The organism is Streptomyces sp. NPDC048258 (assembly GCF_043201995.1).
Lineage (GTDB): Bacteria > Actinomycetota > Actinomycetes > Streptomycetales > Streptomycetaceae > Streptomyces.
In genome coordinates, this window is record NZ_JBICZH010000003.1 from 456,173 (window position 1) to 475,332 (window position 19,160).

Here is a 19,160-nt window from a genome sequence, read left to right on the forward strand (position 1 = left end):
CTCCCTCGAGCAGTTCACGAGTGCCTTCGTGAGGGAGATCAATTCCCATGGACCTCAACACCATCACCGAAGTCGTGCGGCGGCCGGCCGACCGGCCGGGCGCGGACTGGCGCGACGGCGACGCCTGGCTCGCGGGCGGCACCTGGCTGTTCTCCGCCGAGCAGCCGAGCCTGCGCCGCCTGGTGGACCTGACGGCGCTGCCGTGGGACCCCCTCGTCCCGGGCGACGCCGGCCTTGAGATCGGTGCCACCTGCACGATCCGCGACCTGTACGGCTTCACGCCGCCGGACGACTGGATCGCGGGCACCCTCATCCCGACGTCCTGCGAGGCGTTCCTCTCCTCGTTCAAGGTCTGGAACGCGGCGACCGTCGGCGGAAACATCTGCATGTCCCTGCCCGCCGGACCGATGATCACGCTCACGGTCGCACTGGAGGCACGCTACGAACTGTGGGCCCCCGACGGGTCCGTGCGCACCGTCGACGCCCTCGACTTCGTCACCGGGAACAACCGCAACGTCCTCGCGCCCGGGGAGCTGCTGCGCCGCGTCGACATTCCGGCGCACGCCCTGCGCAAACGCGCCGCGCACCGCCGCTTCACGCTGACCCACCTGGGCCGGTCGACCGTGTTCCTCATCGGTACGCACACGCCCGGGACGAGCAATCTGCTGCTCACCGTCACCGCCGGCACCACGCGGCCGGTACGGTTCGCCTTCGACTCCATGCCCGATGCCCACACCCTGCGGCAGAGCATCGACGCCATCCCCGCCGACGTCTGGTTCGCCGACCCCAACGGGACCCCCGACCACCGTCGCCACCTGACACAGCACTTCGCCGAAGAGATCCGCGGCGAACTCATCGCTGGGGGCCCTCGATGACCTACCTCGTGAACGGACGGAGCTTCGACGAAGAACCGGCCCCCGGCCAGTGCTTGCGCACCTTCCTGCGCACCCTCGGTCACTTCGGCGTCAAGAAGGGGTGCGACGCGGGCGACTGCGGTGCGTGCACGGTGTGGCTGGACGGCGCACCGGTGCACAGCTGCATCACCCCCGCCTTCCGCGCGGACGGCCGCGAGGTGACCACGATCGAGGGTCTCGGCACGCCCGGCGACCTGCATCCGGTGCAGCGGCGGTTCCGCGATGCCCCGGGGTTCCAGTGCGGTTTCTGCACCGCAGGGATGATCATGACGTCGGCGGCCTTCACCGAGGCCCAGAAGGCGGACCTGCCACGGGCGTTGAAGGGAAATCTCTGCCGTTGCACCGGTTACCGGTCGATCGAGGACGCGGTGAAGGGCGTCACCGGCGTGCAGAGCGCCGCGCCCGGAAAGGCCGTCGGGACGAGCGTCGGCGCGCCGGCGGCCGAGGACGTGGTGACCGGTCGGGCCGAGTTCACGATGGACACGCGCATGGAAGGCATGCTGCACCTCAAAGTGCTGCACTCGCCCCACGCGCACGCCCGGATCGTCTCGATCGACAAGTCCGCGGCGCTCGCGGTCCCCGGTGTGCACCGCGTCTACACCTGGGAGGACGTGCCGCGCAGGCGGTTCACCACGGCGATCCACACCGACCACCTCGTCGATCCGGACGACACCTACATCCTCGACGACACGGTCCGCTTCGTCGGCCAGCGCGTCGCCGTCGTCCTCGCCGACACGGTCGGGGCGGCCGAGGAGGGCTGCCGCAGGCTCGGCGTGGAGTACGAGGTGCTGCCCGCGGTCTTCGACCCGGAAGAGGCCATGGCCGATGGAGCGCCCCAACTGCACGGCTCGGAGGACCCGTTCGTCCGGGACTCCGTCCACAACCTCCTGCTGGAGACCCACTCGCACATCGGCGATGTCGACGCGGGGTTCGCCGCGGCCGACGTGATCCACGAGGGCACGTACTTCTCACCGCGCGTGCAGCACGCGCACCTCGAGACCCACGGCTCGATCGCCTGGATGGAGGACGGCAGGCTGAACGTCCGCACCAGTTCGCAGTCTCCGTCGATCGCGAAGGTCAAACTGGCCTACCTGTTCGCGCTGCGCCCGGACCAGCTCCGCGTGTTCTGCAAGCGCGTCGGCGGCGGTTTCGGCGGCAAGCAGGAGGTCATCTCGGAGGACCTGGTGGCGCTCGCCACCCTGGACACGGGGCGGCCGGTCTGCTTCGAGTACACGCGCGAGGAGGAGTTCACCACGGCCTCGCCCCGGCACCCGATGAAGCTGACGGTCACGCTCGGCGCGAAGGCGGACGGCACGCTCACGGCCTTCCAGGTCCGCAACGTGTCCAACACCGGCGCCTACGGCAACCACGGCGGCGAGACGCTCTACGCGGGCGGCGCCGCCGTCATGATCTACCGCTGCCCCAACAAGAAGTACGACGCCTACTCCGTCTACACGAACACCGTTCCCAGCGGCGCGCTGCGCGGCTACGGAATGACCCAGCCGGCCTTCGCCGTCGAGTGCGCGATGGACGAGCTGGCCCTGGCCCTGCACATGGATCCGCTCGAGCTGCGCCGCCGCAACATCGTGCGCCCCGGCGATCCGCTCGTCGCCATGCACGACGGCCCCGACGACGTGATGTTCAACGAGGACGGGCTCGCCAAGTGCATCGACCTCGTGGCCGGCGCACTGGCCCGTACGGCCGATCAGCCCTCCCCCGGCCCCGGGTGGCTCGTCGGGATCGGCGTGGCCAGCTCCCTGCACGAGACCGCGCCGCCGACCGAGCACATCTCCGAGGCCTGGCTCACGCTCGGCGACGACCTCGTGTACGAACTGGCCGTCGGCACGGTCGAGTTCGGGGAGGGTACCTCGACCGCGCACGTCCAGATCGCCGCCAACCAGCTGGGGACGACGCCGCCGCGGATCCGCCTCGTGCAGTCCGACACCGACCGCACGGGATTCGACACGGGGGCCTTCGCGAGCGCCGGACTCTTCGTGGCGGGCAACGCGGTATACCGGGCCGCGGGCGCGGTGCGCGACCGCATCCTGGAGTTCGCCGCCGCGCACACGGGCGTCCACCTCGTGATGTGCTCGATGGACGACGACCACGTCGTCTGCGGGGACGAGCGCGTCCCGCTGGCCGAGCTCGTCGCCCTGGCCCGGGCCCGCGGGATCCGTTTCACCGCCGCCCGCAAGGCCTACGGCTCGCCCCGCAGCGTCACCTCCAACACCCAGGGCTTCCGCATCGCCGTCCACCGGATGACGGGTGAGATCCGTATCCTGCACAGCGTCCATGCGGCCGACGCCGGTGTGATCATCAACCCCGAGCAGGTCCGGGGGCAGGTGGAAGGCGGCGTCGCCCAGGGCATCGGATTCGCGCTGACCGAGAACTTCCAGGTCGACGCGGACGGTGCCATGGCCAACCCGAACCTCCGCAACTACCGGATCCCCACCTACGCCGATGTCCCCCGCACCGAGCTTCTCCTGGTGGGCTCGTCGGACTCGGTCGGGCCCCTGCGGGCGAAGGGGATGGCGGAATGCTGCATCAACCCGGTGGCCCCGGCGCTGGCGAACGCGCTCCGCGATGCCACCGGCGTCCGCTACCGCGAGCTGCCCCTGACCCCGGAACGGATCTACAGCCGGCTGGGTGAGAGCCAGTCGGCGCGGACGGGCCCGAGACGATGACCACCGAACGGCAGGCGGACGCCGCGGCGACGGTCATCATCGGCCGGAAGGTCCGCCCCGGCATGGAGCGGGAGTACGAGAAGTGGCAGGAAGAAGTCAATGCCGCTGCCGCCGAATACCCCGGGCACCTCGGCGCCGAGGTGTCTCCGCCGACCGCCGTGCAACCGGACTGGGTGATCGTCTACCGGTTCGACTCGGTGGCCCATCTGCAGGCCTGGATGAACGGCGCGACCAGGCAGAGACTCCTCGACGTCGGCGCGCAGTACTTCGACGGTCCCGCGACCCAGCAGGTGATCAGCGGCGGCACGCAGCCGACGGACCCGCTCGTGACCGTCGTGGTGACCCACCGCGTCCACCCGGACCTGGTCGACGACTTCCTCGACTGGCAGCGCCGCATGAGCGAGGAGGAGAGCAGGTTCGAAGGGTTCCGCGGCACCGAGATCTTCCGCCCCGTCGAGGGCCTTCAGGACGAGTGGACCACCCTGTACCGCTACGACAACGCCGAACACCTCGACGCCTGGCTGACGTCGGAGAAGCGTCGGCAGGTCCTGGCCGAGGGGGAGAAGTTCAACGACTTCAAACTGCGCACGATCGACAACTCGTTCGGCAGCTGGTTCGCCTTCGAGGAGAACGGCAGGGAAGTGCCGCCGCCCTCGGAGACGAAGACCTCCATCGCGGTCTGGGTCGGCCTGTACCCGACCGTCGTGCTGCTGACGCTCGTCCTGCATCCGCTGGGCATGCCGCTCTGGCTCGGGCTGCTCGTGGGCAACCTGCTGTCGAGCTTCATCATGAGCTTCTTCACGATGCCCTACTACGTGAACCGCCTGCTCAAGCGGTGGCTGTGGCCCGCGCCGGACGATCCGCCGGCCAGGACCAACCTGGTCGGCCTGGGCATCGTCACCGGGCTGACCGTGTTCTGGGTCGTCGTCTTCTACCTCGTGACACAGCAGTTCTGGACACTGCCCTGACCCGGCGCCGTGGCGAGGGAAGGCGGGCCGGGAGCAGCCCGGCCCGCCTTCCCCGTCACCGCACTAGTCGCCGTACGTCTCGCCGCGCTCGGCCTTCCCGACCAGCGAGGCGGGCGGCGTGAAGCGCTCGCCGTACGCGGTGGCGAGTTCGCGGGCCCGGGCGACGAAGCCCGGCAGGCCGCCCTCGTAGCCGTTGATGTACTGGATCACGCCGCCGGTCCAGGCCGGGAAGCCGATGCCCATGACGGAGCCGATGTTGGCGTCGGCGATGGAGGTGAGGACGCCCTCGTCGAGGCAGCGGACGGTGTCCAGGGCCTCGGAGAAGAGCATCCGCTCCTTCATGTCCTCGAAGGGGATCTCGGCGTCCGGCTTGGCGAAGTGCTCGCGCAGGCCCGGCCAGATGCGGACGCGCTTGCCCGCCTCGTCGTACTCGTAGAAGCCGGCCCCGCCGCTGCGGCCCGGGCGGCCGAAGTCGTCGACCATCCGGTCGATGACGGTGTCGGCGGGGTGCTCGGCCCACGCCCGGCCCTCGGCCTCGACTGCCTTGCGGGTCTCGTTGCGGATCTTGCGCGGGAGGGTGAGGGTGAGCTCGTCCATCAGCGAGAGCACCTTGGCCGGGTACCCGGCCTGGGCGGCGGCCTGCTCGATCGAGGCGGGCTCGATGCCCTCGCCGACCATGGCCACGCCCTCGTTGATGAACTGGCCGATGACGCGCGAGGTGAAGAAGCCGCGCGAGTCGTTGACCACGATCGGGGTCTTGTTGATCTGCCGGACCAGGTCGAAGGCGCGGGCGATGGCCTCGTCGCCGGTCCGCTCGCCCTTGATGATCTCCACCAGCGGCATCTTGTCGACGGGCGAGAAGAAGTGCAGCCCGATGAAGTCGACGGGCCGCTTCACGCCCTCCGCGAGCCCGGTGATGGGCAGCGTGGAGGTGTTGGAGCACAGCAGCGCGTCGGGCTCGATGACGTCCTGGATCTCCTGGAACACCTTGTGCTTGAGGGCGGTGTCCTCGAAGACGGCCTCGATGACGGCGTCGCAGCCGGCCAGGTCGGCCGCCTCGGCGGTCGGGGTGATCCGGGCGAGCAGCTCGGCGCGCTGGGCCTCGGTCGTACGGCCGCGGGAGACGGCCTTGTCGAGCAGCTTCTCGGAGTACGCCTTGCCCTTGGCCGCGGCCTCGGCGCTGACGTCCTTGAGCACCACCTCGATGCCCGCGCGGGCGCAGGAGTACGCGATGCCTGCGCCCATCATGCCCGCGCCGAGGACGGCGACCTTGCGGACCTTGCGCGGTTCGACGCCCTGCGGGCGGCTGCGGCCGGCGTTGACGGCCTGGAGGTCGAAGAAGAACGCCTGGATCATGTTCTTGGCGGTCTGCCCGGTGACCAGCTCGGTGAAGTAGCGGGCCTCGATGGTCAGCGCGGTCTCGAAGTCCACCTGGGAGCCCTCGACGGCGCAGGCCAGGATGTTGCGCGGGGCCGGGTACGGGGCCCCGTTCAGCTGCTTCTTCAAGTTGGCCGGGAAGGCCGGGAGGTTGGCGGCGAACTTCGGGTTCGACGGCGTGCCGCCGGGAATCCGGTAGCCGGGTACGTCCCAGGGCTGCTTCGACTCCGGGTTCGCGTCGATGAAGGCGCGGGCCTTGGCCAGCATCTCCTCGGGGGTGGCGGCCAGTTCGTGGACCAGACCGTTCTCCAGGGCGCGCTGCGGGCTGTACTGGGTGCCCTGGAGCAGCACCTTGAGCAGCGCGTCGGCGATGCCCATGAGGCGCACGGTACGGGTGACGCCGCCGCCTGCCGGGAGCAGGCCGAGGGTGACCTCGGGCAGGCCGATCTTGGAGCCGGGGGCGTCGAGGGCGATCCGGTGGTGGGAGGCCAGGCAGATCTCGTAACCGCCGCCCAGGGCCGCCCCGTTGATGGCGGCGACGACGGGCTTGCCGAGGGTCTCGATCCGGCGCAGCGAGCTCTTGATCGCGGTGCCGGTGTCGAAGGCCAGCTGCGCGTGCTCGGGGCGCAGCCGGATCATGTCCTTGAGGTCGCCGCCCGCGAAGAAGGTCTTCTTGGCGGAGGTGAAGATGATGCCGCGGATGGAGTCCTTCTCGGCCTCGGCGCGGTCGGCAATCGCCGCGATGGAGTCCTTGAAGGCCTGGTTCATCGTGTTGGCGGACTGGTCGGGGTCGTCGAGGACCAGGGTGACGACGCCGGTCTCGTCCTGTTCCCAGCGGATCGTGGTGGACTCGCTCATGTTCGCTACTTCCGTGTCAGAGGTGGGATCAGGGATCAGGACGGATCAGATGCGTTCGACGATGGTTGCGACGCCCATGCCGCCGCCGACGCAGAGGGTGACGAGCCCGTAGCGCTTGTCCTGGCGCTCCAGTTCGTCGACGACGGTGCCGAGCAGCATCGCGCCGGTGGCGCCGAGCGGGTGGCCGAGCGCGATGGCGCCGCCGTTGACGTTGACCTTGTCGAGCGAGACGCCCATGTCCTTGACGAAACGCAGCACGACGCCGGCGAAGGCCTCGTTCATCTCGATCAGGTCGATGTCGTCGATGGTCAGCCCGGCCTTGGCGAGGGCCTTGCGGGTGGCCGGGGCCGGGCCGGTGAGCATGATGGTGGGCTCGGAGCCGGAGACGGCCGCCGAGACGATCCGGGCGCGCGGGGTCAGGCCGTTGCGGTCTCCGGCCTCGCGGGAGCCGATGGCGACGAGCGAGGCGCCGTCGACGATGCCGGAGGAGTTGCCCGCGTGGTGGACGTGGTCGATCTTCTCGACCCAGTGGTACTTCTGCAGCGCGACGGCGTCGAAGCCGCCGAGCTCGCCGATGTCCGCGAAGGACGGCTTCAGCTTGGCCAGGGTGTCGGCGGTGGTCCCCGGGCGGATGAACTCCTCCTGGTCCAGGACGACCAGGCCGTTGCGGTCGGTGACCGGGACGACGGACTTCGCGAAGCGCCCCTCCTTCACGGCGGCGGCGGCCCGCTCCTGGGAGAGGGCGGCGTACTCGTCCACGTCGCGCCGGGAGAATCCCTCGATGGTGGCGATCAGGTCGGCGCCGATGCCCTGCGGGACGAAGCCGGTGTCCCAGTTGGTCATCGGGTCGGCGAACCAGGCGCCGCCGTCGGAGGCCATCGGGACGCGGGACATGGACTCGACGCCGCCCGCGAGGACCAGGTCCTCCCAGCCGGAGCGGACCTTGGCGGCGGCCATGTTGACGGCTTCCAGGCCGGAGGCGCAGAAGCGGTTCTCCTGCACACCGGCGACGGTGTCCGGGAGCCCGGCCGCGATGGCCGCGATCCGGGCGATGTCGGAGCCCTGGTCGCCGACGGGGCCGACGACGCCGAGCACGATGTCGTCGATGGTGGCGGGGTCCAGCCCCGGGTTGCGCTCGCGCAGGGCGTGGATGAGGCCGACGACCAGGTCGATCGGCTTGGTGCCGTGCAGGGCGCCGTTGGCCTTGCCGCGGCCGCGCGGGGTGCGGATCGCGTCGTATACGTAAGCTTCGGTGCTCACTGGTCAAGCCTTTCGAGGAGGTCTGAGCGTTAGCCGAGGAGGGAGCGGCCGATGATCTCTTTCATGATCTCGGTCGTACCGCCGTAGATGGTCTGGATGCGGCCGTCGGTGAAGGCCCGCGCGACCCGGTATTCGGTCATATATCCGTATCCGCCGTGGAGTTGCAGGCAGCGGTCGGCGACGCGCTTCTGCAGTTCGGTGGCCCACCACTTGGCCATCGAGGCGTGTACGTGGTCCAGCTCGCCGTTCGCGTGGTCGGTGATGCAGCGGTCGAGGAACGTACGGGTGACCGCGCACTCGGTGGCCATCTCCGCGATCTCGAACCGGATGTGCTGGAGCTTGGACAGCGGCCGGCCGAAGGCCTCGCGCTCCTTGACGTACCGGGTGGTGATCTCCAGCAGGTACTCGGCGGCGGCGATGCCGGCCATCGCTATGCCCATCCGCTCCTGCGCGAGATTGGTCATCAGGTGGACGAAGGCGCCGTTCAGCTCGCCGAGCAGGTTCTCCTTGGGAACGCGGACGTCGTGGAAGAACAGCTCGGCGGTGTCCTGCGCCTTCTGCCCGATCTTGTCGAGGTTGCGGCCGCGCTCGAAGCCCTCCGCGCCGCGCTCGACGACCAGCAGCGACAGGCCGTGCGCCCCGCCCTCGGGCGTGGTCTTGGCGACCACGATCACCAGGTCGGCGAGGATCCCGTTGGAGATGAAGGTCTTGGAACCGTTGAGCACCCAGTGGTCGCCGCGGTCCTCGGCGCTGGTGCGGATCCCCTGGAGGTCGGAGCCCGCGCCCGGCTCGGTCATCGCGATGGCGGTGATGGTCTCGCCGGAACAGAACCCCGGCAGCCAGCGGCGCTTCTGCTCCTCGGTGGCCAGCGAGGTCAGGTAGGGCCCGATGATGTCGTTGTGCAGGCCGATCGCGAGCCCGGGGGCGCCGGCCCGGGTGAACTCCTCGGCGATCACGGCCGCGTACCGGAAGTCGGTGTTCCCGCCGCCCCCGTACTCCTCCGGGACGGCCAGGCCCAGGAGCCCCTGCCGACCGGCGGCCCGCCAGGCCTCGCGGCTGACGATGCCGTCCTTCTCCCACTGTTCGTAGTGCGGCAGCACCTCCTTGGTGAGGAAGGTGCGGACGGTCTCGCGGAACGCCTCGTGGTCGGCGTCGAAGATCCGGCGTTGCATCGGGGGCTCCTTAAAGCCAGTTCCTGACGGTTTCGATCAGCCGGGCCGGCTCGGGGCCGACGGGCGTGACGTTGAGCATCGTGACGCCCGCCTCGCGGAAGGCCTCGACACGCTCGCGTACGTAGCCCTCTGGCCCGCACAGCGTCATCAGCTCGCAGAACTCGTCCGGGACGGCGGCCGCGGCGTCGCGCTTGCGCCCGGAGAGGTACAGCTCCTGGATCGTGCGGGCCTCCTCCTCGTAGCCGTAGGCCACGGCGAGGTCGTTGTAGAAGTTCTTGCCGACCGCGCCCATCCCGCCGACGTACAGGGCGATCTGCGGGCGCGCGAGGTCCCGTACGGCGGCCGCGTCCTCGCCGATGGCGAGCAGACCGCCCGCGACGGTCCGCAGCGGCCCGAGCCCGGGCGCGCGCTTCGCCGCACCCTCGGCGAGGGCGTTCCCCCACACCGCGTGGGCCTTCTCGGGGATGAAGAGGGTCGGCAGCCAGCCGTCGGCGATCTCGGCGGTCAGGCGCACGTTCGCCGGGCCGAGCGAGGCGATGTAGACGGGGACGGCGTCGCGCACCGGCCGGGTGAGGATCTTCAGCGGCTTCCCGTGCCGGCCGCCCTTCTCGGGCGGCAGCGGCATGTCGGTGATGCCGTGGTGGTCGATCGTCTCGCGGCGCCAGATGCGGCGGCACAGCTCGACCGTCTCGCGGGTCCGGCCGAGCGGCTTGTCGTACGGCTTCCCGTGCCAGCCCTCCACGACCTGCGGGCCGGAGGCCCCGAGGCCGAGCAGCGCCCGGCCACCGGAGACGGCGTCCAGGCCTGCGGCCGTCTGGGCGATGAGGCCGGGCGTGCGCGAGTAGACGTTGAGGATCGCCGAGCCGATCTTCATCCGCTCGGTGCGGGCGGCGAGGTAGCCCATGATCGTCGGGGAGTCGAAGCCCCACGCCTCGGCGACCCACACGGCGTCGAGCCCGGCTGACTCCAGCGCCGCCGCCTCGTCGGCGGCCCGGCGCGGATCGCCCGCGTAGTCGAGCATCATCGACAGTTCCATCAGACGTCCTCCCCGGCGGGCTTCCCGGTCAGGCCCGGTACGTCCCAGTCACGGGCCACGGATTCAGTGTCCGCCCCCGGCTGGGCGGGGCCGCCGGTGACGGCGGCCGGGGTCGCCGAGAAGCGCGGCGCGGGGGCGGGCTGGGTGATCCCGCCGAAGTCGGTGAAGGTGGAGCGGGCCGCGAGGTGCGGGTGGTGCGGGGCCTCGCGCAGCGAGAGCACCGGCGCCACGCAGGCGTCGGTGCCGTCGAAGACCGCCGTCCACTCCTCGCGCGTACGGGACTTGAAGCGTGCGGCGACGGCCTCGCGCAGCTCGCCCCAGCGGGCGAGGTCCTTGCGGGCCGGGGCCTGCTCCTTGATGCCGAGGAGCTCGGTGAAGGTGTCGTAGAACTGCTGCTCCAGGGCGCCGACCGCCATGTACTGGCCGTCGGAGGTCTCGTAGGTGCCGTAGAACGGGCAGCCGCCGTCGAGGAGGTTGGCCCCGCGCCGGTCCTGCCAGCCGCCGGCCGCCATCATGCCGTGGATCATGGCGGTGAGGTGGGCGGTGCCGTCGACGATGGCGGCGTCGACGACCTGGCCCGCGCCGCCGGGGGTACGGGCGTGCTGGAGCGCGGCGAGGACGCCGATCACGAGGTAGAGCGAGCCGCCCGCGTAGTCGCCGACCAGGTTGGCGGGTACGGCCGGGGGCTCGCCCGGGTCGCCGATCATGCCGAGCGCGCCGGTGACCGCGATGTACGCGATGTCGTGCCCGGCGGTGTGGGCGAGGGGGCCCTCCTGGCCCCAGCCGGTCATCCGGCCGTAGACCAGCTTCGGGTTGCGGGCGTGGCAGTCGGCCGGGCCGACGCCGAGCCGCTCGGCCACGCCGGGACGGAAGCCCTCGATGAGGATGTCGGCCCGCTCGACGAGGTCCAGGACGCGGGCGGGGCCCTCGGCGGACTTGAGGTCGAGCAGGACGGAGCGCTTGCCCCGGTTGGTGAGGTCGTAGGCCGGGTCGACCGCGAGTCCGCCGCCGCCGGGCCGGTCCACGCGTACGACGTCCGCGCCCAGGTCGGCGAGGAGCATGGCGGCGAACGGGCCGGGGCCGATGCCCGCCAGTTCGACGACGCGCACTCCTGCGAGCGGGCCGTTCCCTGTCACTGCCATCGAGCCCCCAGCATCCGTAAGCGCAAGGTGTGACACAACTGATGTAACACCAGTGATGCTAGGAACGTGTTCCACTCAGCACAAGAGCAAGCGCTTAGCCATTTGCCTGGATCCGGGCGTCCAGCTCCTCCACGTGCCGCTTGAGGGCCACGGTGCGGTAGCTCTCCTCCACCCACTCGCACAGCACCTGCACGGACGGCGCCCCTTTCTCCCCCAGCGGGACGGACACCCAGCCGGACCGGCCCAGGCCGTATCCGGACGGCTCCGCCCCGGGCGCGGCCATGGCGTGTCCGTGCAGCGCCTCGTCCTTGAGCTTGACGGACAGGCCGGGCTGCTGCGGCCCGTCGGTGTTCCCCAGGAAGACGAAGATCTTCTTGTTCACCTTCATCACGCAGTCCTCGGGACCCCACGGATGGTCCTCCACGGCCTCCGGAAGCCGCAGGGCGAACTCCCGCACCGCCTCCCACTTGCGCACTCCGGACTTCATCAGCGCCTCCCGTCGGTCGTGACCTCACGCTAGCGGAGCCCGGCGGGACATTCGGGGCAAGACCGCACCAGGCGGGCGGGGTGCCGCCCGCGCCGTGAAAGTGCCGCGATCAGGCACGGAAACCCCCTGATCAACCGCCCGGTGTCTGTGTACTCTGAGCGAGCTTTCGAACCTGTTCAAGCGTTAACAGAAAATGGGGGGGCCGGTGCGCAATCGCCGACTCATGTTTTCCGCCGCCGTCATCGCGGCCGGCGTAGGTCTCGTACCGGGGGTAGCGCAGGCCGATCCGGCGGCGCCGGGCTCGCACGGGGTGTCCGTGCCCGACGTGGACCTGAAGAAGGCCACACTGGAGGACGCCAAGACGTTCAACAGCTCCGCCGACCGCTCGGTCCGCAAGGCCACCGCGGGCGCCGAGGGCAAGGCGGCCGCTGCCCCGCAGTCCGCGGTCGGCAACCCCGACCTCTCGGTGGGCCTGGCGGCCTACACCGTGACCGCGCACTCGCTGGAGCTGGACACCACCATCACCAGCGTGCCGGACGCCTGGCTCAACGTCGCCATTTCCTGGGGCGACGGCACCACGAGCCAGGAGAGCTTCACCGGCGGCAAGACGATCACCACCCCGCACAACTACGCGGAGCTCGGCACCTACACGATCACGGTCACCGTGACGGACGCCGCCAACAACACCTCGGCCACCAACAGCGTCGCGGTGGCCACCCTGGGCAACGAGTTCACCCCGTACAGCCCCACCCGCCTCCTGGACACCCGCAACGGGACGGGCGCGGCGCGGGGCAAGATCGCCCCGTACACCTCGGCCAAGGTGAAGATCAGCGGCAACGGCGCGATCCCGGCGGGCGTCACCGCCGCGGTCCTCAACCTGACCGTCACCAACGCCACCAGCGGCGGCCACGTCACGGCCTTCCCCGCGGGCGCGGAACGACCGATCACCTCGAACGTCAACTTCGCCCCCGGTCAGACCGTCCCGAACCTGGCGGTCGTGCCGGTCAGCCAGGACGGCTACGTGGAGCTGTACAACGGCGGCTGGGAGTCGATCGACCTGATCGCCGACATCAGCGGCTACTTCACCAAGGCCTCCTCCAGCGGCTACACCCCGATGACTCCGACCCGCTTCGCCGACACCCGCGAGGGTCTCGGCACCGCCAGGGGCCAGGTCGCCGGCCAGTCGTCGTTCGGCCTGCAGATCGGCGGGAGCCGCGGCGTGCCGGCCGGCGTCACCGCCGTGGCGCTCAACGTGACCGTCACGAACCCGCGGGAGGCCGGTCACCTGACCGCCTACCCGAGCGGGCAGCAGGCACCGAGCGCCTCCAACCTGAACTTCACTGCCGGGCAGACCGTCGCCAACTCGGTGATCGTCCCGGTCGGCGCCGACGGCAGGATCAACATCCGCAACGGCGCCTGGGCCGGAACCGACGTCATCGTCGACGTCGTCGGCTACTACAGCGCGGACGGCGAGGGCTCGTACATGCGCGTCAAGCCGAAGCGCGTGTTCGACACCCGCGACCCCCAGGGCGGCATCTTCGGGCCGCTGTGGGGCCGCAGCTACATCTGGGTGGACTTCTCCTCGAAGTGGCCCGACATCAGCGGCTACGTGCTGAACACCACGGCCACCAACACGGGCGGCCCCGGCTTCGTCGCGGTCGCGCCCGACCCGAACGCTCGCTGGATGTACGACAACGGCTCGGCGTCCTGGCCCGCCGCGCCCATCTCCTCCACGCTCAACTTCACCGCGGGCAAGACCGTCCCGAACCTGGTGCAGGCGAGCACGGGATACAACGGCATCGTCGACTTCTGGAACCAGTCCGACGACGACATCGACATGATCGTTGACATGTTCGGCTACTACGACAAGAACTGATCCGCCGGCAGGCGTGAACGACAGCGCCCCGGGGTACGGCCGTCCGAGCCGTCCCCGGGGCGCTGCCCGTTCCGCCCGCACGCTAGCCTCGGCCACCGACACCAGCTGGGAGGAGCGGTTTCATGAACGCACAGGTTCGGCAGGACCATCCGGAACGCGCGGACCATCCGGAACGGGCCTACGACGTCGTGCTCTTCGGCGCGACCGGGTTCGTGGGCGCGCTGACCGCCGAGTACCTCGCCGCGCACGCGCCCGCCGGCTGCCGGTGGGCCCTCGCGGGCCGGGACCTCGCGAAGCTGGAACGGCTGCGCGAGCGGCTGACCGCGATCGACCCGGCCTGCGCGGTGCTCCCGCTGCTGCGGGCGGACGCCTCGGACACCGGCGCGGTACGCGCACTGGCCGCGTCCACCCGGGTGCTGGCCACCACCGTGGGCCCGTACGTCTGGTACGGCGCGGAGCTGGTCGCCGCCTGCGCCGAGGCGGGCACGGACTACGTGGACCTCACCGGGGAGCCGGAGTTCGTGGACCGGATGTACGTCGAGCACGACGCGCGGGCCCGGGAGACCGGGGCGCGGCTCGTGCACGCCTGCGGCTTCGACTCGATCCCGGCCGACCTCGGGGCGTACTTCACGGTTGGCCGGCTGCCCGAGGGCGTCCCGCTGCGGGTCGACGGGTTCGTGCGGTCCAACGCGCTGTTCTCGGGCGGGACCCTGGCCTCCGCCCTGACCGCGGTGAGCCGCGGTCCGCAGACCCTGGCGGCCGCGCACGCCCGCCGGCTGTACGAGCCCCGGCTGCTGGGGAGGCGGGCGCGGGGGCCGGTGGGGCCGCCGCGGTTCAGCCGGGAGACCGGCACCTGGGCGCTGCCGCTGCCCACGCTGGACCCGACGATCGTGGCCCGGTCGGCGGCCGCCCTGGAGCGGTACGGCCCGGACTTCCGCTACCGGCACTACGCGTCGGTCAAGCACCTCCCCGTCGCGGTGGGCGGGACGGCGGCGGTGGGCGCGACGGTGGCCCTGGCCCAGGTCCCTCCCGTCCGGCGGTGGCTGATGAACCGCTGGGAGCCGGGCCGGGGGCCGGACGCGGAGCGGCGGGCGCGCAGCTGGTTCACGGTGCGGTTCGTGGGCGAGGGCGGCGGCCGGCGGGTGCTCACCGAGGTGTCGGGCGGCGACCCGGGGTACGGGGAGACGGCGAAGATGCTGGCGGAGTCGGCGCTCTGCCTGGCCCACGACGCCCTGCCGGAGGCCGCCGGACAGCTGACGACGGCCGTGGCGATGGGCGACGCGCTGATCACCCGCCTGCAGAAGGCCGGGATCACCTTCCGGGTGGCGGACGCCCGCTGACCCCCGGTGGGTTACCCGGTGGCCTCGCGCAGGGCGCGGCGGCACAGGGCGTCGGCGTGCCGGGTGGTCTCGGGGATCCGGAAGCGGGGGCTGAGGGCGAGGACGTGGGCGCAGGCGTTGTCCAGCGAGACGCGGTGCCCGACGGAGACGAACACCGGTTTGATGCCGTCCTGGGTCCGCAGCGCCCGGCCGACCTCGGCGCCGTCGGCGGCGACCAGCGGGGCGAAGTCGCCCCGCCGGTCGCCCGGTTCCTCGTACGTGAAGGTGAACGGGTTCTTCGCGACCCCGATGGCCGGGAGCCCGGTGACCACACCGAGGTGGCAGGCGAGGCCGAAGCCGCGGGGGTGGGCGAGCCCGTAGCCGTCGCAGACGACGAGGCCGGGCACGGCGGTCAGCGAGTCGAGGGCGGCCAATACGGTCGGCAGCTCGCGGAAGGCGAGCAGCCCGGGCACGTAGGGGAAGCTGACGTGCCCGACGGCGGTGGCCTCCTCGACGACCTCCAGGGTCGCGGCGTCGAGCACCACGGCCGCGGCGGCCACGAGGTCGCGCGCGTCGTCGTAGGCGACGTCCACTCCCGCGACCAGCCCGCGGCCGGGCGGCGGGCCGGGCTCGGTGAGCACGACCTGATGGCGTAGTTCGTCCTGTATCGCCCGGGCCTCGGCCTCGTCGGCGGGGGTCTTCGTACTCGTCATGATGGAGCGAGAGTAGCCTGGCGATCATGTTCGTCATGGAGCTCACCTACACCGCGCCCATCGAAGCCGTCGAAGACGAGATGGACGCCCACGTCGCCTGGCTGGACGGCTACTACGCCTCCGGTGTCTTCCTCGCGTCGGGCCGCAAGGTCCCGCGCGACGGGGGCGTGATCCTGGCCGGCGGGGTCTCCCGCGCGGAGATCGAGAAGATCGCGTCCGAGGACCCGTTCACGGTGGCGGGCGTCTGCTCCTACCGCATCACGGAGTTCATCGCGACGAAGACGTCGGCGGACCTCGCGACCGTACGGGAGAACCCGGTGGCGTAGGGCCCCGGCCCCCGAAGACGTCGTCCCACCGTCACCAACGGAGAACCGATGCCCGCCCCCGCCCACCCCCGGCTCGCCGCCCCCGGTGACATACCCGAGCTGATCCGGCTGCGCGCCGTCGCCCTCGCCTCCCTGGGGGTGGACCCTGGGCCGGCCGACGCCGCCTGGCGTCACACCGCGTACGACTGGTTCGCCGAGCGCGTCGGCGAACGCCCCGACATGCGCTGCCTGGTCGTCGGCGGCGCACCCGGCGAGCCGCTGCTGGCCACCGGGATGGCCTGGGTGACGTACCACCTGCCGAGCCCCCGGTGGACCGACGGCCGGCGCGGTTACCTCGACGGCATCGTCACCGACGGGCCCGCCCGGGGGCGCGGCCACGGGCGGGCGGTCGTCGACGGACTGGTCGGCTGGCTGGAGAGCATCGGCATCGGCTACGTCCAGCTGCACGCCAGCGCGGACGGCGAACCGGTCTACCGGGCGGCGGGCTTCGCCCCGGGCCGCTACCCGGGCATGGACCGGTTCACCGCGGCTCCCTAGTGCTGTGGCCGGAAAGGTTTGCCGGGGCGCGGCTCCCCCAGCTACCGCTGGGAGGTGCCCCCAGGTGCGGTGCATCGCAAGGCGGAGGACCGCGGCTCGTACTGGACGTACCTGCGCGGTCCGACAACGCGGCGAGGTGCCGTGCCTGGGGGTACCTCCCTGGGGGTCCCCCCGGACGGAGTCTGGGGGAGGTAGCCGGGGGAGCGCCGCGACCCGGTGAACCTTGCCGGTCACAGCACTAGTCAGCGGCGCTCCAGCCGGGCCACCCGCCCCTTCTCACCCGACGCCCAGCAGCCGGTGTCCGCGGCGCAGTCGACCGTGTCGAACGAGCCCGCGTCCAGCGACCGCCAGCTGCGGCCCCCGTCCACCGTCACGTCCGTGCCCGTCGGCCCCACCGCCAGCGCCGTGCCGCCGCTGTACGGGTACCAGGCCGCGCCGGAGCGGTAGGCCGGCGGCGGGGCCGCCGCCTGGCGCCAGGTGCGGCCCCCGTCGGAGGAGATGGCCGCGGCCTGCGGGGAGGCCTGCCCGGCGCGGTAGTCGCCGCCGACCGCGAGGCCCCTCGTACGGTCCCGGAAGGCGAGGGCGAACACGCCCCGCGCCGGGTCGCCCGCCGGGACCGTGGACTCGGCGGCCCGCCAGGTGAGGCCGCGGTCCGCGGAGTGCAGCACCCGCGCGGTGGGCCCGCCGCCCGTGGCCAGCCAGACGTCGCGCGGACCGGCACTGACCAGGCACTGGCCGCTGGCCGCGAAGCCCGCCTCCCCCGCCAGCGCCGCCGGCATCCCCTCGCCGGGCAGCACCCGCCAGCTCCGCCCGCCGTCGTCCGTCGACAGGATGCGGAACCGTCCGTCCACCGGGTCGCTCATCGCCAGCCCGTGACGGGCGTCGAAGAAGGTGAGGCAGTCGTAGAAGGCGCGCGGGTCGGGATTGCGGAAGGTCTCGGTCCAGGTGGCGCCGCCGTCCTCGGTGCGCAGCACCCTGGACGCCTCGCCCTCCCCGATCGACAGGGCGACCGCGCGCCGCGCGTCGAAGGCCTCGATGTCACGCAGTTCCAGTCCCTCCGCGACCGCACCCGGCGGCGAGACGTCGCCCCAGGTGCGCCCGCCGTCCACCGTGCGCAGCACGGTCCCCTTGGAACCGGCCACCCAGGCCGTGGTCCGGCTGACCGCCGCCAGCCCCCGGAACCGGACGTCCTTCCCGGTGTCCTTCAACGCCCAGCCCGCGCTGCGCAGTTCCGCGTCCGCCGGCTCTCCGCCCGCGGACGCCTGAGCGGGCGCCGCCAGCAGCCCCACCGCCAAAACCGCCCCGCACATGCCAACTCCCAGAAGTCTCATGGCGCCGGAAGCTAGCGCACGCCCGATTCGCCGTCCAGGGTGCGTCACGGCCCCCGCCTTCCTAGATTGGGGCCATGCCCTCCACAGAGCCCAAGGCCTACGACGGCAAGCTCATCACCGTCACCTACGAGACCGGGCGGTGCCTGCACGCCGCCGAGTGCGTGCGCGGCCTGCCCCAGGTGTTCGACTCGGGGCAGCGCCCTTGGGTGCAACCGGACGGTGCCGGTCCCGAGCAGGTCGCCGAGGTGATCCGGCGCTGCCCCTCGGGGGCGCTCCAGTACCGGCTCGCGGACGGCCCGGGCGAGGAGCCGGACCGGCCGACCACCGTCGTACGCGACGCCGCCGGCCGGCTCGTGCTGCGCGGCGACCTGAGCGTGACGGCCGCGGACGGGACCGTCCGCAGGGAGACCCGGGCCATGCTTTGCGCCTGTGGAGTGAGCGGTAACAAGCCCTTCTGCGACCTCTCCGGAACCTGCCGGTCAGACTGATCTTCCCGCCGTCACGCCTCCCCGACGGTCACTCTGTGCGATCACACAGACGGGTTCCGGCCAATCGGTGACACAGCTCACGTCACCTTCCATGCACGGATTTGCCGATTCCGGCGTCTATCGGGTTGCCGGGTTCCACCCCACAGCCCGGCAGCAGATCCGCCGCAAGGGAGTGAGCCGTGATCACTGTCATCGAGCAGGCCGTACAGGCCCGTCTGGTCGCCACCGCGCCGAAGGTCGAGACCGTTCCCGTCACCCTCTGCTACGACCGGGCGGATCCGTTCGCCGTGCGCATGGCCTTCCCCGCCCCGGCCACCCTGGAGGGCGTCGAGGTCTCCTGGACCTTCGCGCGCGAGCTGCTGGAGTCCGGGCTGGACCGCCCGTCGGGCTGCGGCGACGTGCGCGTGCGGCCGTACGACGCCGACCGGACCACGATCGAGTTCCACGCGCCCGAGGGCGTGGCGATCGTGCTGATGGTGACGGCCGAGCTGCACCGGTTCCTGAAGCGGGCCTCGACCGTGGTTCCGCCCGGTCTGGAGCACCTCTACCTCGACATGGACCACAGCCTGGCCGAGCTGATGCGCGACACCCGCTGAGACACCGATCCCTTAATTCGTTTGCGGGCGGATCCGGCCGCCCGTAGCTTCGTAAGCGCCACATCGCCGTCGAAAC

17 protein-coding genes are annotated in these 19,160 nt (G+C 71.6%); 9 read left to right on the forward strand and 8 right to left on the reverse strand.

All coding sequences use genetic code 11. The annotated features are described in order from the left end of the window. Positions 1-47: 47 nt before the first annotated feature. The 3 genes from ACGFYQ_RS09590 to ACGFYQ_RS09600 are packed head-to-tail and all read left to right on the forward strand — an operon-like array spanning position 48 to position 4,566. A complete protein-coding gene (locus ACGFYQ_RS09590) occupies positions 48-875 on the forward strand; it encodes an FAD binding domain-containing protein (protein WP_393741721.1) in 828 nt (275 codons plus the stop codon). Continuing rightward, positions 872-3,598 (forward strand): molybdopterin-dependent oxidoreductase, encoded by a 2,727-nt coding sequence (locus ACGFYQ_RS09595; RefSeq protein WP_393741723.1) that lies wholly within the window; start codon positions 872-874, stop codon positions 3,596-3,598. Before ACGFYQ_RS09590 ends, ACGFYQ_RS09595 begins: the two co-directional genes overlap by 4 nt. Then, positions 3,595-4,566, forward strand: coding sequence for an antibiotic biosynthesis monooxygenase (locus ACGFYQ_RS09600; RefSeq protein WP_393741725.1), 972 nt, complete (start codon positions 3,595-3,597; stop codon positions 4,564-4,566). Before ACGFYQ_RS09595 ends, ACGFYQ_RS09600 begins: the two co-directional genes overlap by 4 nt. 63 nt (positions 4,567-4,629) lie before the next feature. On the opposite strand, the gene ACGFYQ_RS09605 is transcribed toward ACGFYQ_RS09600, so the two are convergent. From ACGFYQ_RS09605 to ACGFYQ_RS09630, 6 genes are all read right to left on the reverse strand, one after another. Then, a complete protein-coding gene (locus ACGFYQ_RS09605) occupies positions 4,630-6,801 on the reverse strand; it encodes a 3-hydroxyacyl-CoA dehydrogenase NAD-binding domain-containing protein (RefSeq protein ID WP_393741727.1) in 2,172 nt (723 codons plus the stop codon). A gap of 45 nt (positions 6,802-6,846) precedes the next feature. Continuing rightward, positions 6,847-8,061, reverse strand: coding sequence for an acetyl-CoA C-acetyltransferase (locus ACGFYQ_RS09610; protein ID WP_393741729.1), 1,215 nt, complete (start codon positions 8,059-8,061; stop codon positions 6,847-6,849). 29 nt (positions 8,062-8,090) lie between these two features. After that, positions 8,091-9,233: an acyl-CoA dehydrogenase family protein gene (locus tag ACGFYQ_RS09615; protein WP_393741731.1), complete on the reverse strand. Its 1,143-nt coding sequence runs from the start codon at positions 9,231-9,233 to the stop codon at positions 8,091-8,093. Positions 9,234-9,243: 10 nt separating this feature from the next. After that, complete coding sequence (locus ACGFYQ_RS09620) at positions 9,244-10,269, reverse strand: LLM class F420-dependent oxidoreductase (RefSeq protein ID WP_393741733.1); 1,026 nt, start codon at positions 10,267-10,269, stop codon at positions 9,244-9,246. After that, the gene (locus ACGFYQ_RS09625; RefSeq protein WP_393741735.1) at positions 10,269-11,411 is read right to left on the reverse strand and encodes a CaiB/BaiF CoA transferase family protein; all 1,143 of its coding nucleotides are present in this window, start codon (positions 11,409-11,411) and stop codon (positions 10,269-10,271) included. The genes ACGFYQ_RS09620 and ACGFYQ_RS09625 overlap by 1 nt, the downstream gene beginning before the upstream one ends. A 94-nt stretch (positions 11,412-11,505) precedes the next feature. Next, positions 11,506-11,898 (reverse strand): MmcQ/YjbR family DNA-binding protein, encoded by a 393-nt coding sequence (locus ACGFYQ_RS09630; RefSeq protein ID WP_393741737.1) that lies wholly within the window; start codon positions 11,896-11,898, stop codon positions 11,506-11,508. A 205-nt stretch (positions 11,899-12,103) separates the two neighbouring features. On the opposite strand from ACGFYQ_RS09630, the gene ACGFYQ_RS09635 reads away from it, so the two are divergent. Together ACGFYQ_RS09635 and ACGFYQ_RS09640 are read left to right on the forward strand one after the other, a co-directional pair. Next, positions 12,104-13,774, forward strand: a complete 1,671-nt coding sequence (locus ACGFYQ_RS09635; protein WP_393741739.1) for a PKD domain-containing protein — start codon at positions 12,104-12,106, stop codon at positions 13,772-13,774. 122 nt (positions 13,775-13,896) lie between these two features. After that, entirely contained in the window at positions 13,897-15,114 is a 1,218-nt protein-coding gene (locus tag ACGFYQ_RS09640) for a saccharopine dehydrogenase family protein (protein ID WP_393741741.1), read from the forward strand. Positions 15,115-15,125: 11 nt separating this feature from the next. Here ACGFYQ_RS09640 and ACGFYQ_RS09645 read toward each other — a convergent pair whose 3' ends face one another. Then, complete coding sequence (locus ACGFYQ_RS09645; protein WP_393741743.1) at positions 15,126-15,806, reverse strand: endonuclease V; 681 nt, start codon at positions 15,804-15,806, stop codon at positions 15,126-15,128. A 26-nt stretch (positions 15,807-15,832) separates the two neighbouring features. On the opposite strand from ACGFYQ_RS09645, the gene ACGFYQ_RS09650 reads away from it, so the two are divergent. Together ACGFYQ_RS09650 and ACGFYQ_RS09655 are read left to right on the forward strand one after the other, a co-directional pair. Beyond that, positions 15,833-16,132 carry a YciI family protein gene (locus ACGFYQ_RS09650; RefSeq protein ID WP_393741745.1) on the forward strand — a complete coding sequence of 100 codons (300 nt, stop codon included), beginning with the start codon at positions 15,833-15,835 and terminating at the stop codon, positions 16,130-16,132. 48 nt (positions 16,133-16,180) lie between these two features. Beyond that, positions 16,181-16,669, forward strand: coding sequence for a GNAT family N-acetyltransferase (locus ACGFYQ_RS09655; protein ID WP_393741747.1), 489 nt, complete (start codon positions 16,181-16,183; stop codon positions 16,667-16,669). Between the two features lie 242 nt (positions 16,670-16,911). On the opposite strand, the gene ACGFYQ_RS09660 is transcribed toward ACGFYQ_RS09655, so the two are convergent. Continuing rightward, complete coding sequence (locus tag ACGFYQ_RS09660; RefSeq protein WP_393741749.1) at positions 16,912-18,000, reverse strand: WD40/YVTN/BNR-like repeat-containing protein; 1,089 nt, start codon at positions 17,998-18,000, stop codon at positions 16,912-16,914. A 74-nt stretch (positions 18,001-18,074) separates the two neighbouring features. Here ACGFYQ_RS09660 and ACGFYQ_RS09665 point away from each other — a divergent pair, with 74 nt between their 5' ends. Beyond that, positions 18,075-18,488, forward strand: a complete 414-nt coding sequence (locus ACGFYQ_RS09665; RefSeq protein WP_393741751.1) for a (4Fe-4S)-binding protein — start codon at positions 18,075-18,077, stop codon at positions 18,486-18,488. Positions 18,489-18,667: 179 nt separating this feature from the next. After that, complete coding sequence (locus ACGFYQ_RS09670) at positions 18,668-19,084, forward strand: SsgA family sporulation/cell division regulator (RefSeq protein WP_393741753.1); 417 nt, start codon at positions 18,668-18,670, stop codon at positions 19,082-19,084. Positions 19,085-19,160 lie beyond the last annotated feature (76 nt).